This is a genomic window from Bradyrhizobium sp. CIR48 (genome assembly GCF_014198315.1).
Lineage (GTDB): Bacteria > Pseudomonadota > Alphaproteobacteria > Rhizobiales > Xanthobacteraceae > Bradyrhizobium.
On record NZ_JACIHG010000002.1, the window covers coordinates 672323 to 692521 of the forward strand.

The 20199-nt window shown below is 64.8% G+C and carries 17 protein-coding genes; 1 reads left to right on the top strand and 16 read right to left on the bottom strand.

Going from position 1 to position 20199, the window contains the following annotated elements:
* Positions 1–39: 39 nt before the first annotated feature.
* The 14 genes from GGD66_RS09580 to GGD66_RS09645 all read right to left on the bottom strand — a co-directional run bounded on the left by GGD66_RS09580 (position 40) and on the right by GGD66_RS09645 (position 17767).
* Positions 40–2556 (bottom strand): M56 family metallopeptidase, encoded by a 2517-nt coding sequence (locus GGD66_RS09580; protein ID WP_183257503.1) that lies wholly within the window; start codon positions 2554–2556, stop codon positions 40–42.
* Positions 2553–2945 (bottom strand): BlaI/MecI/CopY family transcriptional regulator, encoded by a 393-nt coding sequence (locus GGD66_RS09585; RefSeq protein ID WP_018319749.1) that lies wholly within the window; start codon positions 2943–2945, stop codon positions 2553–2555. Before GGD66_RS09585 ends, GGD66_RS09580 begins: the two co-directional genes overlap by 4 nt.
* A gap of 286 nt (positions 2946–3231) precedes the next feature.
* Positions 3232–4884, bottom strand: coding sequence for an NAD-dependent malic enzyme (locus GGD66_RS09590; RefSeq protein ID WP_312014101.1), 1653 nt, complete (start codon positions 4882–4884; stop codon positions 3232–3234).
* A gap of 161 nt (positions 4885–5045) precedes the next feature.
* Positions 5046–6038: a tripartite tricarboxylate transporter substrate binding protein gene (locus GGD66_RS09595; RefSeq protein ID WP_183257504.1), complete on the bottom strand. Its 993-nt coding sequence runs from the start codon at positions 6036–6038 to the stop codon at positions 5046–5048.
* Between the two features lie 97 nt (positions 6039–6135).
* Positions 6136–8475: a mechanosensitive ion channel domain-containing protein gene (locus tag GGD66_RS09600; protein WP_183257505.1), complete on the bottom strand. Its 2340-nt coding sequence runs from the start codon at positions 8473–8475 to the stop codon at positions 6136–6138.
* Between the two features lie 811 nt (positions 8476–9286).
* On the bottom strand, positions 9287–10324 hold the full coding sequence (locus GGD66_RS09605; protein WP_183257506.1) for a patatin-like phospholipase family protein: 1038 nt from the start codon (positions 10322–10324) through the stop codon (positions 9287–9289).
* Positions 10321–11250: a polyphosphate kinase 2 family protein gene (locus GGD66_RS09610; protein WP_183257507.1), complete on the bottom strand. Its 930-nt coding sequence runs from the start codon at positions 11248–11250 to the stop codon at positions 10321–10323. Before GGD66_RS09610 ends, GGD66_RS09605 begins: the two co-directional genes overlap by 4 nt.
* Positions 11210–12229 (bottom strand): branched-chain amino acid ABC transporter permease, encoded by a 1020-nt coding sequence (locus GGD66_RS09615; protein ID WP_183257508.1) that lies wholly within the window; start codon positions 12227–12229, stop codon positions 11210–11212. Before GGD66_RS09615 ends, GGD66_RS09610 begins: the two co-directional genes overlap by 41 nt.
* Complete coding sequence (locus tag GGD66_RS09620; RefSeq protein WP_092253303.1) at positions 12226–13107, bottom strand: branched-chain amino acid ABC transporter permease; 882 nt, start codon at positions 13105–13107, stop codon at positions 12226–12228. The genes GGD66_RS09615 and GGD66_RS09620 overlap by 4 nt, the downstream gene beginning before the upstream one ends.
* 5 nt (positions 13108–13112) lie before the next feature.
* The gene (locus GGD66_RS09625; RefSeq protein WP_018319740.1) at positions 13113–13817 is read right to left on the bottom strand and encodes an ABC transporter ATP-binding protein; all 705 of its coding nucleotides are present in this window, start codon (positions 13815–13817) and stop codon (positions 13113–13115) included.
* Between the two features lie 2 nt (positions 13818–13819).
* Positions 13820–14587, bottom strand: a complete 768-nt coding sequence (locus tag GGD66_RS09630) for an ABC transporter ATP-binding protein (protein WP_183257509.1) — start codon at positions 14585–14587, stop codon at positions 13820–13822.
* A 15-nt stretch (positions 14588–14602) separates the two neighbouring features.
* The gene (locus GGD66_RS09635) at positions 14603–15913 is read right to left on the bottom strand and encodes an ABC transporter substrate-binding protein (protein ID WP_092253307.1); all 1311 of its coding nucleotides are present in this window, start codon (positions 15911–15913) and stop codon (positions 14603–14605) included.
* 93 nt (positions 15914–16006) lie between these two features.
* A complete protein-coding gene (locus GGD66_RS09640) occupies positions 16007–16711 on the bottom strand; it encodes an NUDIX hydrolase (RefSeq protein WP_092253309.1) in 705 nt (234 codons plus the stop codon).
* A 30-nt stretch (positions 16712–16741) separates the two neighbouring features.
* Positions 16742–17767 (bottom strand): ABC transporter substrate-binding protein, encoded by a 1026-nt coding sequence (locus tag GGD66_RS09645; protein ID WP_183257510.1) that lies wholly within the window; start codon positions 17765–17767, stop codon positions 16742–16744.
* A gap of 138 nt (positions 17768–17905) precedes the next feature.
* Here GGD66_RS09645 and GGD66_RS09650 point away from each other — a divergent pair, with 138 nt between their 5' ends.
* On the top strand, positions 17906–18355 hold the full coding sequence (locus tag GGD66_RS09650) for a cupin domain-containing protein (RefSeq protein WP_028145436.1): 450 nt from the start codon (positions 17906–17908) through the stop codon (positions 18353–18355).
* Positions 18356–18403: 48 nt separating this feature from the next.
* Here the strand turns inward: GGD66_RS09650 and GGD66_RS09655 are convergent, their stop codons facing one another.
* Both GGD66_RS09655 and GGD66_RS09660 read right to left on the bottom strand, forming a co-directional pair.
* A complete protein-coding gene (locus GGD66_RS09655) occupies positions 18404–19192 on the bottom strand; it encodes an ABC transporter permease (protein WP_183257511.1) in 789 nt (262 codons plus the stop codon).
* Entirely contained in the window at positions 19192–20010 is an 819-nt protein-coding gene (locus GGD66_RS09660) for an ABC transporter ATP-binding protein (RefSeq protein ID WP_018319733.1), read from the bottom strand. The genes GGD66_RS09655 and GGD66_RS09660 overlap by 1 nt, the downstream gene beginning before the upstream one ends.
* Positions 20011–20199 lie beyond the last annotated feature (189 nt).

A 20199-nucleotide genomic window follows, 5' to 3' on the forward strand; every position in this document is an offset into this window, starting at 1 on the left:
GAAACACCTCCATCAAGACATCGGGAGCGGCCGGCGGCCCTAGAAATTCGGCCCGAGCGCGATCTTCGTGATGGTGTCGTTCCTGACGCCGATGCGCCATTCCGCCGAGCCGTTGGCGAACTGGGCGATGTAGATGTCGCTGTCGAGCGCGGTGACGCCGCGGAAGGAGACCGCACGCAACGCACCGAGCCGCGCCAGGATCGCCTGGTCGAACGGCAACTGCTGACGTGTGATGTCGGCCACTTCCGAGGTCATGTGCTCGTAGTCCGGCTGTCCTCTGCCGACGCCCTCGATATAGCGGCGCAGCATCGCCTCGCCATTGGCGATCGGAACGGCGCGGCGCGCGGCGCGACCGGGATGCGCGCCGATATTCGAGGCTTCGACATTGTGGAAGCGGGTCTGCCGGCCCGGCATCAGGATCTCCAGACACCGTCCCGATTTGTCGGCGATCATCCAGGGATTATTTACGGTGGTGGTGGTGAACCAGGTCATGTTGGGCCTGACGATCTGCGCCTTGCGATTGCCGTCCGCGTCCAGCTTGAACACCTGGATGTCGTCGGCCATCTCGTTGTAGAGCATGATCCTGATCGGCGAGGTGCCGGCGCGGCCGCGAACGCTCGCCTCCTCCGCGCAAGGCACGATGCCGCCGAGCTCCTCATTGCCGTCGGCCCGGAATAGCACGTCGCCGGCCTTACCGTCCGGCTCGATCATCAGGCGAAATTCCGCCGTGCCGTTCTCGAACTTCGCGCCATAGATGTCGTAGCCGCCGGGGCCGACGCCGCGGAAGAAGATCGATTGCACCGCGCCGAGCGACACGAACGTCGTTTGCGACTCGCTGAGCTGCCGGTGAACCTTGGCCGCCAGCGGCGCACTCATCCGATCGTAGTTGGGCGTACCGCGGCGAAGATCCTCGATGCCGCGCAAGATCATCTCCTTGCCGCCGGGCGCCGGGACCTGCTCCCTGAATCGGTCAGGCACTTCCGCAAGGCGGCGCGCGAAATCCGCCTCGATCGCCTGAGCCACCGCCGCATCGATCCGGGGCGCCAGGCGGGCGCCAAAGACCGAATTGTGCACCAGCACGCGCGAGACCTTTGATTGCTCGTCACGCAGGAAGATCAGGAGATTCTCGCCACGGATTGAGAAGATGTCGGCACCTTCGGCGAGGAGCGTCGCCGGGCTCAGCACGGTTTCCTGCACCCGGAGCCGATCACCGTCACGCCGCACCGTCAGCACGCGGTTTGGCGCAATCCTGTACCAACCGACATACGGGTCGAGCGATACGGGCTCGGCTACCGCCGCCGGCATCTCTGCGACACGAACCGCACGAATGTCGCGGCCGTTCATGCGCAGCGTCAGCTCGGACGAGCGGCGCTCCGCATCAGCTGAGAACGTAATCTCGCCGGACGAAGCCGCATAGGACGCCGTGCCGTCATTGCCGACCGTGAGGCGCAGCTTGCGCTGGCCCGTGAGCTGGCCGTAAAGCTCGTCGCCCTCGCGGAAGACGGCAAACACCGAGGTCGGACCCATGGCGTAGAAATTGACGAACGGGCGGTAATGCTGGACGGGCACCTCGCCGATATCCGCGGCCACGGGCGCCGCGTCCGGCGTGCGATAGGCGATCATGCCGGCGGACACGATCACCACGGGGACGATCGCAGCCGCGATCCACAGCCGCTTGCGCCAGCTGACGGCGACGGGCATCGCGGCAGCCGCGATGATGCGCTCGACACGGGCGCGAACGGTCGAGGCCCGCGCCATCGCGAGCTCGACCGGGCGCGGCTTCACGGTGCTGGCGAAATCGAGCAGGATTTCCGCATAGGACAGCCGGTCGTCGATCACCTCGATCGCCTCGGCGTCGCTGATGATCTCGGCGAGCTCGGCAAGCCGCGCCAGCTGCCACCACGAGAACGGGCTGAACCAGAACACCGCGCGGTTGAACGACGCCAGCAGGAGGACGTAGAAATCGCGGTTGACGACATGCGCGCCTTCATGCGCGAGCACCGCAAGGCGCTTCTTCGCGTCCCAGCTGAAAAATTGCGGCGGCACCAGAATGGTCGAGCCGAAGGTGACGGGGCCGCCGACATCGCGGCTGACGCGCACGTCGGCGTCGATCATCTGCAGGCCCTTCATCGGCTTTGCCGCGCGCGCCAGACGCCAGGTCAGGCAGAGCCCGATCGCGAGCCGCAGCAGCAACAGGCCAGCGACGCCGGCATAGATCACGGTGGCAACGAGCCACCAATTGATCGAGAGCCCGCTTCTGGCCTGCGGCGCGATGGCAATGCCGGGCGCGACTGGCAGCGCGGGGTGCGGCGTCTCCAGCATCGAGATGTCGGCCGGCAGAAAATCATCCGGCACGGCGACCGGCAAAGGCAGCCGGGTGATCGTGAGCGTCGGCCAATGCATCACGAACGGCATCGCCAGCGATGCCAGCAGCACGACGACCCAGGCCGTCATGTGAACGTGCGGGTTGCGCACGCGAAACAGGTTGAGACCGAACCAGACGACGCCTCCCAGCACAAGGGAGCGCAGTGCCGCCTCCGCCAGAGTTGCGATCATTCTTTCTTCACTCCCCTCGCCTTCTTCGCCTTGGCCACCTGGTCGGCCAGCGTGCGCAATTGCTGCTGGTCGAGCATCTTGTTGTCCACCATGCCGACGAGGACCTCCTCGATCGAGCCGTTGCAGAACCAGTCGACGATGCGCTGCACCGCCTTGGCCGCAACCTTCGCGCGCGGCTCGGCGGCCTGGTAGACGTAGGTACGTCCGTCCACGGTGTGATTAGCATAGCCCTTTTCTTCGAGCCGGCGCAGCACCGTGCGCACGGTTGATTCCTTCAGACGCCGCGACAACCGCTCGCGCACGATTTCGGCCGTGACAGGACCATGGGCCCAAACCAATTGCATGACCTCGTGCTCGAGGTCGCCCAGTTCGGGCAAACGATCGTCCATGGCGACTTACCTTGCGGATTGAGTTTTCTTGTAGCGCTACAGACTGTCGCATATGCGGCCGCGCGGCACAATGGCGATTCCACCTGGGATGGTGCCGGTGTGCTGACCTAGTTGCCGGTTCGTGATTTGAGGGAAGTCGAAATATGCGAGGTCGTCACGCCCGGGCTTCTCCCGGGCATCCACGTTCGTACCGCGCGTCAAGACGAGGATGGCCGGGACAAGCCCGGCCATGACGAGGCGGACACGTGACGCGCCTTAACCGCGCCGCTTGGCCGGGGATGGCGGCTTAGTAATGCGGCTCGTACATCTGCGACTGCACGAGCGCCTTGACGTCGTTGGGTGCGGGTCCGTCGGCGAGGCCGCGCTGATAGGCAACATCCGCCACCGCCGCGGCGATGCGGACCGAGACTTCGCGGATGCGCGGCAGGGCCGGATAGAGGCTGCCCTGCGCGAGATCCTCCTTGCCGACGCAATCGGCGAGCGTATGGGCCGCCGCCATGAACATCTCGTCGGTCACCAGCTTCGAGCCGCTGGCGATGACGCCGAGGCCGACGCCGGGGAAGATGTAGGAGTTGTTGCCCTGGCGCGGCACGAAGCTGCGGCCGTTGAGCGTCACGGGGTCATACGGGCTGCCGCAGGCGAACAGCGCGCGCCCTTCGGTGTAGCGATAGGCGTCTTCCGCCGAGCATTCGGCCTTCGAGGTCGGGTTGGAGAGCGCGAACACGATCGGCTGCTCGTTGAGCTCAGCCATCGCCTTGAGCACCTCGGGCGTGAAGGCGCCGCCAACCGCGGCAACCCCGATGATCGCGGTCGGCTTCAGCGTCTTGATCGCGGTGAGGAAGTCGGCGATCGGCGCTTGACCCGTATGCGCATAGCGCAGCTTGTGGCCGGAAAGGCCCTCACGGCCGCCGACGACGAGCCCGCGGGAATCCACCAGCCAGTTGCGCCGGAGTGCTTCGGCTTCCGAAGCCCCCTCCGCCATCATCGCGGAGACCACGAGATCGGCAATGCCGGTTGCCGCCTCGCCTGCGCCGAGGAACAGGATGCGCTGATCCTTCAGCTTGCCGCCGTTCACGCGTAGCGCCGAGAACAGGCCGGCGAGCGCGACCGCCGCGGTGCCCTGAATGTCGTCGTTGAAGATGCAGGCCTCGTCGCGATATTTGTGCAGCAGCTTGAACGCCGAATGATTGGCGAAATCCTCGAACTGGATCAGCACGCCCGGAAAGGTTTTTCGCGCGGCTTGCATGAATTCGTCGACGAAGCTGTCATAGGCCTCGCCCGTCAGCCGCCGCTCGCGCAGGCCGAGATAATAGGGATCGTTCAAGAGCTCTTCGTTGTTGGTGCCGACGTCGAGCACAATCGGCAGGCACGCTTCCGGATGCACGCCCGCGCAGGCCGAATAGAGCGAGAGCTTGCCGACCGGAATACCCATGCCGTTGGCACCGAGATCGCCCAGTCCCAAAATGCGCTCGCCGTCGGTGACGACGATCAGCTTGGCCGCATAGGGCCAGTTCTTCAGAATGTCCGCGATCTGACCGCGGTCGCGCGAGGAGATGAACATGCCGCGCGGCCGCTGGAAGATCAGGCCGAATTTCTGGCAGGCGAGCCCCACCGTCGGGGTGTAGATGATCGGCTGGATCTCGTCGATATTGTCGACGACGACGCGGAAGAACAGCGCCTCGTTGCGGTCATGCAGCGCGTTCAGCGCGACGTATTTCTCCAGATCGGTCGGCAGCGTGCGCAGATTGGTGAGGACGCGCTGAGCCTGCGTCTCCATCGTCAGCACGCAAGGTGGCAACAGGCCGCGCAGGCCCAGCGCCTCGCGCTCGGCTTCCGTGAAGGCGGTCCCCTTGTTGAGCAAGGGATCGCGCAGCAGTGTCATGCCTTGCGGCGGATTGGACGATGTCGGTTGGGCAACGACCCGGGCAGGTCTATTCACGAATTCCCCCAAGAAGCTTCATATTGAACCGCGGACATTGTCGGCCAGCGCTCCATTGAGATCAAGGACGTAGCGACGGAGGCATCGATTGTGATCTCGCACCGCAGCGAGACTCTCGCGAACGACAGGCAGTCGCACGCGAAAAGGTTAACGTCGCAAGGCTATTCCGGCTTGATATCGGCAGCCTTCACGATCGGCCACCATTTCTCGGTCTCGGCCTTCTGGAACGCCGCAAGCGCTGCGGGCGTCTGCTGCGCCGGGTGCGGAATCTCCTGCCCCAGTTCGGCAAAGCGCTGCTTGACGGCGGGCTCGGCGAGCACGGCGATGATGGCCGCGTTGAGCTTGGTGACGATGTCCTTCGGCGTGTTCTTCGGTGCCCAGATGCCGTGCCAATAGGAGATGTAGAGACCCGGCAGGCCCGCTTCGTCGACGGTCGGCACATCGGGCGCAGATGCGAGCCGCGTCGGCGAGGTCACCGCGAAGGCCTTGATCGCACCGCTTTTGACGTGCGGCAGCGAGTTCGAGGCCTGGTCGAACATGATGTCGATCTGCCCGGCGACGAGATCGATCATCGCGGGTCCTGCGCCGCGATAGGGCACGAACTGGAAGTCGGTGCCGGTCTTGTTCTTGAAGAAGACGCCGGCGACATGTGCGCCCGTGCCGGCCCCGGCCGTCCCGGCGGTGGCCTTGCCGGGGTTGGCCCTCAGCCAGGCGATCATCTCTTTCAGGCTATTCGCCTCGAGCGACTTCCTGCCGACGATGAGCTGCGTTCCCATCGCGATCATTGCGACCGGCTCGAAATCGGCGACCACGTCATAGGGCAGCTTGAAGATCGCGCCGTTCAGCACATGGGTGCCCCAATGGCCGATGGTGATCGTGGTGCCGTCGGGTGTCGCGCGTGCAACGCGCGCGCCGGCGATGCTGCCGGATGCGCCCGCCACGTTCTCGACCACGACCGTGGTGTGCAACTCGGCGGCGATTCGCTCGGACAGGATTCGCGCCAGCGTGTCGGTCGGGCCTCCCGCCGCGAACGGTACGATGAGGGTTATGGGGCGCGATGGCTGGGCGCTTGCCGGTGCGCACCACATCGCGCATCCGATCAACGCGCCAACGACGATCACATGACCGCGCAACACGGCCCACAGCCCCCGCATCAGCCTCTCCCACCCTTTTTGCCGCCCGCATGTTGTCAGCGGGCTGGAGGGCGAGTGAACGCTGGCGGGCGGGCCGAGGCAAGCGGTAAGTTGACCGCTATCCGGCGGCCCGCCGCGGCGTCAGATTGGCCGCGCCATCTGCCGGCGGCACGACGTGCATCAGGATGGTCTGGGTGGCGGAAGCGACGTCGATACCGTTCTGCTGGAAGCGCAGCTTCATGCGGCGGTTGAATTCGCGCTGGACCGGCCAGCGCCCGGCCTCGGTGCAACGGATCTGGCCGACGATCGACACCATCGCACCGTCGACCTTGTCGATGCCCCACAGATCGAGGTCGCCGCGGATCAGCGGGCGGAATTCCGGTTCGCGGCGCATCTCGTCGACGATGTCCTTGAGAATCTGGCCGGCGCGGTCGGTGTCTTCCTTGTAGGCGACGTTGACGCTGACCGAGGCGTTGCCGGCGCCGCGGCTGGCATTGGTGATGGTCGTGACCGCGCTGAACGGCACGATGTGCACGGCGCCGTCGCCGGCGCGCAGCCGAATGGTGCGGATCGAGACGTTCTCGACCACCCCGGACAGCCCCGACACGCTGACATTGTCGCCGACCTGCACCGTGTTCTCCAGCAGCAAAAAGAGCCCGGTGATGAGATCCTGCACGAGCTTCTGCGAGCCAAAGCCGATCGCGATGCCGACGATGCCGGCGCCCGCGAGCAGCGGCGCGACATTGACGCCGATCTCGCTCAGCGCGGTGAGGCCGACGACGGTGGCGATCAGGCACAGCAGCGCCGTGCGCAGCATCGGCTGGAAGGTGCGCAACCGCGCGGCACGGGCGTAGTGCCCGTCCCGCGACAGCGTGTTGATCTGGCGGTCCAGCAGCGCGTTGCTGGCTTCCCAGATCGCCGCCGCGATCAGGACGGCAAGGCCGATCGTCACCACGGCCGAGATCAGCCGGCTGCCGATCTGGCCGCCATAGAACCAGACGATGGCGTCCACGCCCCAGACCTCGAGCACGGCGACGAAGCCGATGAAGCCGATCACGCCGGATACGATCTTGCGCAGCAGCGGCAGATAGCGGTTGGCGCGGATCTCGAGACCGGGAAAGCGCTGGAGGATCTCCGGCTTGATGCGGAAGCCGCGGTCGATCAGGCTGAGCGTCAGCATGATGGCGACGCGCGTGACCAGCGCCACCACGACCGTACCGACGAAATACTGCAAAAGCAGCGAATAGCCGTTGCGGATGTTGAGCGCCCACACGGCCCACAGCGCAAGATCGAGCGCGATGGCGAGATAGTGCCATCCGCCGGCGACGCGGTTGCGCAGGCGGGCCGCGATGCCCTGCCGCTCGGCCGGCGCACGGATGGCCTCGGCGACCTGCCGGCGGCATTGCAGGATGATGACGACGATGAAGAGGTGCACGACCAGCATCACCATGCGCAGCAGCGCCGCATAACCGGTACGATGCAGGCCGAGCAGCAGGGCCACATTGGCAAAGGCGATGCCGGAGACGCCGACGCCGACGATGCGGCGCGCCCAGATCTCGATATAGGCCGCGGTCTCGGCCCGGACCGGAAACAGCCCGAAGGGTCCCGCCAGCGCCCGGATCACGCAGATGAGTCCGCGCGAGAAGGCATAGGCATTGACCACCGCGAGGATCACGAGGCGAACGGTCGTGGGCTCGCCGATCTCGGTGCCGAGCAGCGCGGTGGCGACGCCGACGAAGATGACCACCGGCAGCAGTTCGAGCACGAGACGTCCCAGCACGAAGGGCAGCCGCAACAGGACCTGCCACACGCGCGCGAGGCTGTGGCGTCGCTTGTTCAAGTCGGGCGCGGGCGTGACATCGGCCGTTGAGGACGGCGGGTCGGCAATGGGGATCACCTGTGCCGGCAGGTGCGCGGTTTGCGGCACGCGTCCTTCCAGGAACGCAACCGGGCGGCGGATCAGGCGAAAGATCACCCACTCGGCCGCAAGGGCGCAGCCGAGCACCAGCGCCAGCTTCCAGGCGATCTCGATCAGGAGATTGTAGGCGGCAGGATCGTTCGCAGTCCGCAGGAACCAGTAGTAGAAGGCCGGGAAGTGCGTGAGCGTCCGCGCCATGCTGGCGATCTCGCTCGAGATCGCGCCAATCTCCTCCGACACCGTGAGCAGGAGTTGCGCGCCAAGGCCGTCGGCGGAGAGCGGGATCGGCGACTTCTGCTCAGGTGCGGGCGGCGCAGGCTGCTGCTGACCAGACGCACTCGCGATCGCGCGCAGCGTATCGATCATCTGCCCGCGCTTCTTGTCATCCTGGAGCGTATCCAGCGCGCGCCTGGCTTCGTCGGGCGACAGTGCGGCAGCATTGTTGGTCGCCGGCCGAGGCGTTTCGGCGCGGACACCGGAGAGAGAGAAGATCGCGAGGAAGAGAGCGGCGAGGACCGCCGGGGCAAGCTTATGCGACACGAGGATTCCCTGGAAAAAATGAATGAGCCGGCGGCGTCGGGACCGTCACCGCCGAAGCACATGCGTCATGTCGGATCGCAGCTATTCGCCTCCGGCCTGTGTCGGAAGTTGGCCTTTGAGGCGACATTCTCTTGGCATTTGCCGCAATGCGAAGATCGGGGAACCGCAACATCGGCGCAGGTCAGTGGCCTGGCAAGTGCGCTGCGGCCATCCTTCGAGACGCGCTCGGGTCAGCCGACCTGCCATGCAAACAGTCTCCGTCATTCCGGGAGGCGGCCCGGAATGACGGCAAGGAGGAAGGTGGAGGAGAAAAGCAGGATGTCAAAATCACCTGTCGCGGTCAGCCTCGTCACGGCCATCCGGACACGATCGATGTGATGCAAAATACAGCGCCGGGAAGGTAGGGGCTTTGCCTCACTGATGCAGCCCGCTAAACCTTGACCCGGCGTGCCGTTCGCGGTTTCCGCCGCTATGCGATAGTCCGAACGAGCTCCATCGCACTTAACGCGGCTGGATTTGCGGAGGTGGAGTCATAGACCTCCCCTTGCTCATGAGGTGGACGTTGCGCGTCGCTTGTTTGCGACCAGCGGAATGCTCCTCCTGTGCCACAAAACTGTCAAGCGGGATCGACAAGCGCGCGATCACAATTGGAGGCGTCAGTTCCGCAGGGTTTGGCGCAGCATCTGTTTTGCCCGACGCATCAAGTCCATTTCGCAAAATCCACATTCATACGACACCCGCCGGCAAGCCATTGATTTCGCTGCGCCCGGCTACTGTGCATGGGGTTGTTTTCGTAGTTTTTGTCTGAGGCCTAGAGAAACATGTCGGCCAGGTCCACCGTCGAGGCCATCCCGACCTGGTCGAAGTTGCGCGCCAGCCAACTTCGCGCCGCCGAACGGCCCTCGTCGCGCAGGCGGCACAACAGGCTCCATTCGGGATGGAATTGCGTGGCCGTGCCGAGCTGCGACATCAGCTGGTCGTTGCCGATCCAGTGCATGTACATGCGGCTGTGCTTGCCGCTGTCGAGCTCGCCATCGTCGATCAGTCGTGTGGCGAAGGCGATCGCGCGCATCTCACGCATCAGGGACGAATTGAAGCTGATCTCGTTGATGCGATGGAGGACGTCGGCCGCGCTCGTCGGCAGCTCGTCGCGCCGGATCGCCGTGACCTGCACGACGACGACGTCGTGGCTGCCCTTGCGGTAGATCAGCGGGAAGATCGCGGGATTGCCGAGATAGCCGCCGTCCCAATAATGCTCGCCGTCGATCTCGACGGCCTGGAAATAGGGCGGCAGGCAGGCCGAGGCCAGCACGGTATCTGCGGTGAGATGCGGGCTCTGAAATACCTTGATCTTGCCGGTGCGGACGTTGGTCGCGTTCAGGAACAGTTGCGGTGCCTCGGGCGAGGAATTGAGCCGGTCGAAATCGACGACCCGCTGCAAGAGCGACCGGAGCGGATTGAAATGAAAGGGATTGAGCAGACCCGGCGGCAGCGTGTGCGTCAACGTGTGGATGACGGCGTGAACCGGATGATATTCCGGCGGCAGCTTCAGGGCCTGGATCCACTGGTTCAGCGGCGACATCAAATCGTATGCCATGTCCATGCGAGACACTTCGTACCAGAATGCGTGCAGGCTCTCCCGCGCGGCCTCCGCGCCCCCGTGCGCCATGCCGGAAGCCATCGCCACCGCGTTCATGGCGCCGGCACTGGTCGCGCTGACCGCCTCGATCGCGAGCCTGCCGTCTTCGAGCACCTGGTCGAGCACGCCCCAGACGAAGGCGCCGTGCGCGCCGCCGCCCTGGAGCGCGAAATTGATGGTCTTGCGGTCGGCGGTCCGATTGGCTGTCACTTTGCTTTCTTCTTGCCTCCCGTCCCCTCTTTCTCCAAGGCCTTGCGCACCTCGTCGAACTCCGCCACCGAGGCCTTGTCGGCGCGGGGGAAACGCAGGTCGAGCTTTTCGAGCGCGGCATTGATCACCGAACCGATCACGACGCGCGCGAACCATTTGTGGTCCGCCGGCACGACATACCACGGCGCATGCGGCGTAGAGGTGTGCCGGACGATATCCTGGTAGACCGCCTGGTAGCGCGGCCACAGCGCGCGCTCCTTGATGTCGTCCATCGAGAACTTCCATTGCTTGGCCGGCTCCTCCAGCCGGTCGAGGAAGCGCTTGCGCTGCTCCTCTCTGGAGACGTTGAGGAAGAACTTCAGCACCACGGTGCCGTTGCGGCAGAGATACCGCTCCCAGGCGGCAATGTCCTCGAACCGCTCTTTCCAGATGTTCTTGGTGAGGAGCTTTGACGGCAGCTTCTCGTTGGCCAGAAGTTGCGGATGAACGCGCGTGACGAGGCATTCCTCGTAGTGCGAGCGATTGAAGATGCCGATATGGCCGCGTTCGGGCAGCGCGACCGCGTGCCGCCAAAGGAAATCGTGGTCGAGCTCGTTCTTGCTCGGCGCCTTGAAGGCGGTCACCTCGCAGCCCTGCGGGTTGATGCCCTCGAAGATCGCCTTGATGGCGCTGTCCTTGCCGCCGGCGTCCATGGCCTGAAATACGATCAGGAGCGACCAGCGGTCCTGGGCATAGAGCTTCTCCTGAAACCCGATCAGCCGCTTCTTGTTGGCGTCGAGAATCGCCAGCGCCTTCTCCTTGTCGAGATCGCCCTTCTCGTCGGTCTTGTGCGCCTTGAGATGAAACTTGCCCGATCCATCGTAGCGGAACGGCGTGATGTAGCGGTCAAGTTCCTGGGCGAGCGATTTGGACGGCTTCTTGCTCATGAGCGCGGGGCACCTTGCGTTGCGGCTTCAGTCGGTCGAGCAAGCTACCAAGGATGCCCTTGGGAAGGAATATGATGAAAAGGACCAGCAGCACGCCGTAGACGAGATTGTCCCAGCCGACCGCCTTGGTGCCAAAGCCGATGCGAAGGGTTTCCGCCAGCAGGATGGTGATCACGGCGCCAAAGGTCGGACCGAGCGAGACGAACAGGCCACCCACGATGGCCGCGAACACCATCTGCAGCGACACCGCGATGCCGCTGACGGTGTCGGGCGTGATGAACATCTGGTACTGGCAGTAGATCGCGCCCGCGAGCGCCGTCATCAGGGCACTGAGCAGCGTGATCTTCAGCTTCTCCGCGGTGACGTCGACGCCGGCGGCAGCGGCTGCGTCCTCGTCCTCCGAGATCGCCTCCAGCGCGTAGCGGCTCATGCTGCGGTCGACCCAGTGCCAGACCACGATGCCGAACAGCCAGACTCCGAGCGCAATCAGATACCAGGTCGTCTTGTCGTCGAACTGCAGTGCCAGCAGCTTGTTGCCCGAGGTTCGATTCGGCGTGTAGCCCAGCGAGCCACCGGTGTAGTCGCGCGTCGCCGTGATGACTTGGAGCACGATGCCCGACAGCGCCAGCGTCACCAGCACGAAATAGTGTCCGGTGATGCGGAAGCGGAAGCAGGGATAACCGACGATCAGCGCCAGTGCGCCGGCAGCGACCATGCTGACGGGAATGCCGATCCAGGGCGACACGCCGAGGTGATTCCACAGCAGCGCGGTGACATAGGCGCCGATCCCCATGAAGCCGCCATGGCCGAGCGAGACGAGGCCGAACCGCCCCATCATCGACCACGACGTGTAGGCGAACGACCAGATCAGGATCAGCACCAGGATGTGCAGATGATAGGGATCGCGATAGACGAAGGGCAGCGCGACCAGCGCCGCCAGCCCAATCCCCCATGCCGCAAGCCGCCCCTGCCCCATCATCGGCGCCTCGCGAGCAGGCCCGCGGGCCGGATGAACATCATGACGATGAAGAAGGCGAAGGCGAGCACATAACCCCATTCGAGGTCGGAGAACAGGCCGCCGAGCGAGATGATCTCGGCGAACACGAAGGCGGCGATGAAGCCGCCGATGAAATTGCCGAGCCCGCCGAGCACGCAGATCAGGAAGGTGATCGGCCCGAAGGACAGGCCGACGAAGGGATGCACGTCATATTGCAGCACCAGCAGGCAGGCGGCGAGCCCCGCGAGCGCGCCGCCGAGCGCGGAGGTGATGAGATAGATCCGCTTGGTGTCGACGCCCATCAACGCCATGATCTGCCGGTCCTGCGAGATGGCGCGGATCGCGGTGCCGGTAAAGGTGCGCGTCATGAACAGATAGACGGCGACCATGCCGACCAGCGCGGCCAGGAACGACAGTAGCCGCGCGTAGCTGAAATTCATGTCGCCGAGGGCGAGCACCGGCAGGCGGATGCCGAGATTGCGGAAATCGATGCCGAAGGCGACGGTGGCAAAGCTCTGCAGCACGAACAGCACGCCGCCGGTCGCAAGCAGCTGGTTGATCGGCGGCGCAGTCAACAGCGGCGCGATCACGAGGTAATGCAGCGCCGCGCCGAGGATCGCGACCAGCAGGATGGTGAAGGGCGCGGCGACAAAATAGCTGACGCCGTAATACTGCACCATGAAATACATGGCGTACATGCCGATCATCACCAGCTCGGCATAGCAGATCCAGGTCACGTCGATCACGCCGAAGATCAGGTTCAGCCCGAGCGCGAGCAGCGCCAGCACGCCGCCGAGCAGGATGCCGTTGATCACGGCCTCCAGCAGATAGATGTCGAAGACGTCCAAGAATGCCTGCATGCCCCTCACACCCCGAGATACGCTTCCTTGACCGTGTCGCTCGCCAGCATCTCGGCGGACGTGCCGGATGCCCGGATGGTGCCCGCCTCGATCAGATAGGCGCGATCGACCACTTTCAGCACCTGCTGCACGTTCTGCTCCACGATCAGCACGGTCAGCCCGCTGGCGCGGATCCGCTTCACCAGCTCGAACACCTGCTGCACCACGACCGGCGCGAGGCCGGCCGAGGGCTCGTCGAGCAGCAGCAGCTTTGGATTGGACATCAGCGCACGGCCGATCGCGCACATCTGCTGCTCGCCGCCGGACATGGTGCCGGCCATCTGGTGGCGCCGTTCCTTCAGGCGTGGAAACAGGTCGAACACCACTTCGAGCCGCTCGGCATACTGACTGCGCGCCTCCTTCATGAAGGCGCCCATCTTGAGATTGTCGTCGACCGAGAGCTGCGGAAACAGCCGCCGGTTTTCCGGCACATGCGCAATACCGAGGCTGACGATCTTGTGCGGCGGAGTCGCCACGACGTCGGTCACCTCCATCCGGATCGAGCCGCGCGAGGGCCGGATCAGGCCGGAGACGACACGCATCAGGGTGGTCTTGCCGGCGCCATTGGGGCCGATGACGCCGACGGCTTCGCCGGCCTTCACGTCGAGATTGACATCGAACAGCGCCTGGAACGTGCCATAGCCGGCATTGACCGCGCGGAGCTCCAGCATGCCTAGCCTCCCGCGCGGCGGCGCGCTTCGGCGGCCGCGGCCTGCGTGGTCTCGGCATCGGTGCCGAGATAGACCTCGATGACGCGCGGATCGCCCGCAACCGCGCTCGGCAAGCCTTCCGAGATCTTCTCGCCGTGATCGAGCACCATGACGCGATCGACGACGCGCATCAGCACGCCCATGATGTGCTCGACCCAGATGATGGTGATGCCGAGCTCGTCGCGGATGTTGCGCAACATGTCGGCGGCCTGATCCATCTCGGTTTCGTCGAGACCGCCGAGGCTCTCGTCGGCCAGCAGCAGCTTTGGCGCCGTGGCGAGCGCTTTCGCAAGCTCGAGCTTCTTCAACCCCGCTGCGCCGAGACCGTCGACGCTGGCATGGCGATCGGTCGGCAGACCGACCATCGCGAGTGACCGTTCGGCCGCTTCCTCGGCCTTGATGCGGCTGTGGCGGCCCTGGCCGTAAAAGCCGGCGAGCGCGACGTTCTCGAAGATGGTCAGGCGCCGGAACGGCCGCGGAATCTGGAAGGTGCGGCCGATTCCGCTGTTGATGATCCGGTGCGGTGCGAGGCCCGCAATCTCGGTGCCGCCGAACACGATCGAGCCCGATGTCGGCGCCAGCGTGCCGGAGAGCATGTTGAAGATCGTGCTCTTGCCCGAACCGTTCGGCCCGATCAGGCCGAGGATCTCGCCCTGATCAACCCGAAACGACACGTTGTTGACGGCGGTGAAGCCGCCGAACCGCTTCACCAGCCCACTGACCTCCAGCACCAGAGCACTCCGCCGCTATTGGTTGCTGTAGGTGGTGCCTTTCGGCAGCGGCAGCACGGCTTCGCGCTGCGCCTGGCTCTTCGGCCACACCACGGAGGATTTGTCGTCGATGTACTGGATCACGACGGGGAACGAGCGCTCGTTCTGCCCGGCCATGGGGCTGCCCTCGCCGTAGAACTTCACGCCGAAGCCGAGCATGGTGCCGCCTTCGGGGATGTCGGTGTCGAGCGCCGCCTTGCGCAGCGCCTCGGGATCGACACCGCCATATTTCTTGATCGCGCGCGGCAGCACGTCGGCCATGAACACGTAAGTGTTGGACGCGCCGATGCCGACATGGGCGGAGCGGATGGCAACCCCGGGCCGGATCTTGTCGAACTCCTCGCCGACCATCTTGATCACGGGCGGGAGCTTCGGATCCATGGTCTTCTGGTTGGCGAGCCAGATCGAGATCGGGTCGGCGTTGAAGATGTAGGTGGCGTCGGCCCCCATGCCTTCCTTCAGCTTCTCATAGACGCCGTAGCCCGCACCATGGCCCATCAGCGCGCCGAACTTCAGGCCCTGCTCGCGGGCTTGGCGGAGCAGCAGCGTGATGTCGGGGTTGTAGCCGGTGTGGAAGATCACGTCGGGCTTGGCACGCTTGAGCTTGGTCACCAGCGCCGACAGATCGGGCGCGGTCGCCGAATAGCCCTCCTTCATCACGACGTTGAAGCCGGCTTTCTTCGCGCCTGCCTCGTTGCCCTTGGAGACGTCGACGCCATAGGCGCCGTCCTCGTGGATGATGGCGACGCGCAGGTCCTTTGGCTCCTTGTCGAACTTCGCCTTGGCGTTCTGCGCGATGAAATCCATCGTCATCATGCCGAACTGGTCGCCGCTCGCCTGCGGGCGGAAGACGTATTTGTAGCCCTTCTCGTTGAACACGGCGGACGAGATGCAGGTCGTCATCCACATGAACTTCTTGAGCTGCTCGACGCGGGCAGCCACCGGCACGCACTGCGCCGAGGAGAAGAAGCCGAGCACCATGTCGACCTTCTCCTGCTCGAGCAGGCGGACGGATTCGTTGATGGCGATGTCGGGCTTGCTCTGCGCATCGGCATAGACCGCCTCGATCTTGTAGCCTTCGACGCCGGTCTTGGCGAAATGGTCGAGGATGATCTTTGCGCCGATATAGCCGAGTTCGGAACCGCCGCCGGCCAGAGGTCCGGTCAAATCAAAAACGACGCCGATCTTGATCTTCTTGTCCTGGGCCTGGGCGGCCACCGCCAGGCTCGTCGCGGATATCGCGATCACCAGCCCACGTACCAATCGGGCAGCCATGCGCAGGCGCATCAAAACCTCCCTGGACGATTGTGCATTGCATTCGTCTTGCTTTTGGTTGCCCCCATCACATGGGCAGAGCGCAGGGATGTCAAGCCTCGCGCATCAGCGCGAGGCGAACTGCTGCTCGATAAAGGCCGTGACAAATCGCGGCATGGTCGGCGTGAGATCACCCGTCCCGCGCACGAGATGAATCGCCGACAACTCCGGCTCGTGCTCACGGGCGAGATTGGTTTCGATCCGGGCGCGAGCCTCGTCGCCGGGCATATCGAGGTTGAGCACCTGCATCATCGCAATCGTGGGGCCGCTGACGACGCAATACCAGTCCGGCTCGGCCCGATAGTCCGCCGCCGTCAAGCCGGTCTCTTCCTGAATTTCGCGGACGACGCTGCCGGGAATGTCCAGCATCCCATCCCTGACATCGTCGAGATCGGGCGTGCCCGACGGGAAATAGATGCGGCCTGCGTTCGCGGTGTGCTGCGCCATCTCGCCCATCAGGAAGGCGCCGTCGGACGTGCGCAACGCGCCCATGCCAAACCCGTTGAACACGGGCGCGCCGGGAAAGCCCCAGTCGCGCCAGGCAAGGAAGCTTGCGAAATCGGTCTCGAAATAGGTCGAGGCGAAATGGCCGTCCGTGAATACGGGATGGCACCCGAGCAGGACGCGGCCGTTCCAGATCTTCGGCCGCTCGCGCTGCTTCTCGGCGAAGTGCGCCGCGATCTCGGCGCGACGCTCCTCGGCGAACGGCCAGACGATCGGCCGCACGGCAAGAGCAAGCGTCGTGACGCGATGAATGATCGGTGACGTCATGAGGGGGCGTCTATCACGCCTTCGCGTCAGCTATTTGGCGTTCCCCGTGGTCTTCTTGGCCTGCTCGACGAACTTGTTGGTGAAAGTCTTGCTGACGTCGATCTTGGCGTTCGCCACCTCGGGCGAGCCGACGCTGAACACCGCGAGCACGGCATCCGCGCCCTTCGGATCCATCTTGCCGGTCTCCGAGTACATCGGGATCGTGTTCTTCAGCGCGGCGAGATAGAGATCCTTGTTCTTGCCGACCGTCTCCTCCGGCATCTTCGCCATGATCTCCTCAGGGCTGTGCGAATGGATCCAGGCGAGCGTGGCGAGGATCGCGTTGGTGAGCGCCTGTGTCTCCTTCTCGTGCTTGGCAACCCAGGCCGCGGTCGAGTACAGCGCGCCGCCGGGATATTCGCCGCCGAAGGTCTCGAGCGTGTCCTTCTGCGTCCGCGTGTCGGAGAGGATGCGCAGATCCTTGTGGCTGCCCTGCAGCACGGTGACGGAGGGGTCGAGCATCACGGCCGCGTCGATCTGGCCCTGCTCCATCGCGGCGACCGCGGTGGCGCCGAGGCCGACGCCGATCACGGCGGCGCTGGTCGGATCGACGCCGTTCTTCTTGAGCATGTACTTCAGGAAGAAGTCGGTCGAGGAACCGGGCGCGCTGACGCCGACCTTCTTGCCGGCGAGATCCTTGACCGACTTGATGTCGTTGGTGCGCGAGGGCGCGACCACGAGCACGAGGCCGGGATAGCGGTCATAGACCACGAAAGCCTGGAGCTCCTGCTTCTTGGCCGCCAGATTGACGCAATGGTCGAAATAGCCGGACACGACGTCGGCGCTGCCGCCGAGCACGGCCTTGAGCGCGTCCGAGCCGCCCTTGAGGTCGACCAGCTCGACATCGAGGCCGGCCTTCTCGTATTCGCCGAGCTGCTTGGCCAGCACCGTCGGCAAATAGCACAGGCAGGAGCCGCCGCCGACCGCGATGGTGACCTTGCTTTGCGCCGCGGCAAATCCGGTGGTGAGCGTCAGCGCGAGCAGCGCCGCGGCGAGCCTGGCAATCGTGTTCTTCATTGGTTTCCTCCGTTCGGCCGGCGGCACCATAGAGCAGCGCGACGGGCTTGAGAAGCGTGGCCCAAGGCACTGGCCATCGGCCTTTTGGCGCAATAGCATGCGGGTACAACAACAAACTCGTGATGGGGAGGATCATCCATGAATCGCCTTGCAATCGGGCTGTCGATCGCCGCCGCCTTTGCCGCCGGATGCGGCGCGAACCAGCTGCTCCGGCCGGCGCTGGCCGCCGAGAACATCACCGCGCAGATCATCCACACCGGCGAGATGGAAGGCGATGCGCTCGGCGCCGCCAACAATGTCGGCTACCGCTCAAAAATGTTCGCGAGCGCCGACGGCGCCACGATCTCGATCCAGGTCGGCAATGTGCCCAAGCACATGCATCCCAACACCAACGAGATCCAGTACATCCTGGACGGCACCGGCACGATCTGGCTCGGCGACAAGGAAGTCACGGTCAAGCCGGGCGACCTCGTCATCATCCCGAAGGGCACGCCGCATGGCGGCACCAAGCCGATCAGCGGACAGGTCAAGGCGATCGCAATCAAGACACCGCCGCAGGCACCCGACGACACCAAGCTGCTGGATTGAGGCTTCGCGATTGGGGCCCGCGCCGATACGCGGGTCCCGCCTCGCACCCTAGCCGCGCCCATCCGATGCGGTCGGCCGCCACACCAACAGGCGCCGCTCCACCAGCGTGACCCCATAGTCGATCAGGATCACGAAGGCCGACAGCACGAACATGCCGGCGAACACGCCGGCAACGTCGAACACGCCCTCCGCCTGCTGGATGAGATAGCCAAGGCCCGCTGCCGATCCCAGATATTCGCCGACGACCGCGCCGACCACGGCAAAGCCGACCGAGGTGTGCAGCGAGGAGAACATCCAGGACAGCGCCGAGGGCCAATAGACGTGCTGCATCAGCTGCCGCTCGCTCATGCCGAGCATGCGGCCATTGTCGAGCACGGTGCGGCTGACTTCCTTGACGCCCTGATAGACGTTGAAGAACACGATGAAGAACACCAAGGTCACGCCGAGCGCGACCTTGGACCAGATGCCGAGGCCCAGCCACAGCGCGAAGATCGGCGCCAGCACCACGCGCGGCAGCGCGTTGACCATCTTGACGTAGGGGTCGAACACTGCCGCTACAATCGGCTGGCGCGCGAACCAGAAGCCGACCAGCACGCCGCCGAGCGAACCGATCACGAAGGCGAGGATCGATTCCGCCAACGTGATGCCGAGGTGCTTCCAGATCACGCCGGAAGAGAACCACTTCACGATCTGGCTGAACACGTCGAACGGGTTGGAGAAGAAGAACGGCGGCAGCAGGATCTTGCCGAACACGGGAACGGTCGACAGCACCTGCCACAGCACGATGCAGACGACCGCGACCAGGACTTGCAGCGCGAACAGCGTCGGGCGCGACATCAGACCGCCTCCGCCGCTTGGGTGGATTGCGCGTAGCCCTTCATCACCTCGTCCTTGAGCACGCTCCAGATCTCGCGGTGGAGCGCATGGAACTCCTTGTCCAGTCGCACCTCGAAGATGTCGCGCGGGCGCGGCAGGCTCACCTGCCAGTCGCCGATGATGCGCGAGGACGGCCCGGCCGACATGATCACGACGCGGTCGGCGAGCGCGATCGCCTCTTCGAGATCATGGGTGACGAACAGCACGGCCTTGCGGTCGGCGTTCCAGAGGTCCAGCAGCAGGTTGCCCATCACCTGGCGGGTCTGCGCATCGAGCGGCCCGAACGGCTCGTCCATCAAGAGGATTTTTGGATCGCGGATCAGCACCTGCGCCAGCGCCACACGCTTGCGCTGGCCGCCTGAGAGCATGTGCGGATAGCGCCCCGCGAACGCGCCAAGGCCGACCGAGGTCAGCCATTTCTGCGCGCGCGGCAGTGCCTCGGCGCGCGGCGTGCCCTTGATCTCCAGCCCGATCGCGACATTGTCGAGGGCGGTCTTCCACGGGAACAGCGCGTCGGCCTGGAACAGGTAGCCGGCATCCCGGTTCAGCCCCGCGAGCGGCCGGTCGAAAATCCTGACGCTGCCGGCGGCCGGCTTCAGCAGCCCGGCCGCGACGTTGAGCAGCGTCGATTTCCCGCAGCCCGTGGGCCCGACGATGGCGACGAACTCGCCTTGCGCCACTGTGAGGTGGGCCTTTTCCACCGCTGTATAGACCCGCCCGTCCCCAAGCCGGAACGCAACCTTGGCATCTTCCAGCGCCACTGCCGTTGGCGTTGACATATATTCCCTCCGAACTTGGCCCGATGCCTTAGCCGCTCGCGCGGCCAAGTTCAATCAAGCCGCCAAGCGTGCTACGCATGGGCGTCGCCGCGCTCTTACCCTCCCCTGGAGGGGGAGGGTCGGCTCACATGAGCGCCAGCGAAATGTGAGACGGGGTGGGGTGACGGTCTCTCCACGTCCAACACTGCC